Origin of the sequence: Mesorhizobium sp. M8A.F.Ca.ET.207.01.1.1 (genome assembly GCF_004794715.1) — a bacterium.
Taxonomy (GTDB): Bacteria; Pseudomonadota; Alphaproteobacteria; order Rhizobiales; family Rhizobiaceae; genus Mesorhizobium.
In genome coordinates this window covers 1-344 of sequence record NZ_SRUS01000283.1, presented here as the reverse complement: position 1 = coordinate 344, position 344 = coordinate 1, and the positions used below count along the sequence as shown (strand labels likewise).

Here is a 344-nt window from a genome sequence, read left to right as displayed (position 1 = left end):
TGACGCTCACGCTCTCACCCATCAGACCGGTGCCGATCGCGTAGCTGTCGCTGCTCTCGGCATGGCGGGTGGTGGTGGTGCTCGAAAGTGTCTTCTTTTTCTTATCGTAACTGTCCAGGCTGAAGTCATGCGTCTCGCTGGCCGAGAGCAGGTTGACGTCGCGACCGGCGGTCACACTCAACGTGCCATCCGAGCTGGTGGCCTGGGTAGCGGTCAGATTGATATCGCGGTTTGCCCTCAGCACCATGTTGTCGCCAGCCAGCAGCTGGCTGCCGCGCACGGTCTCATCACTCTGGCTGATCTGCAGCGCGCTGCGCTCGCCACCGGCATTGAAGGCGCCGCTG

The 344-nt window shown here is 62.5% G+C and carries 1 protein-coding gene; it reads right to left on the bottom strand.

Features of this window, described 5'->3' with window-relative positions:
- Nucleotides 1-344, bottom strand: a 344-nt coding sequence (locus EN850_RS34555) for a hemagglutinin repeat-containing protein (protein WP_189591308.1), incomplete at both ends; no start/stop codon positions are given.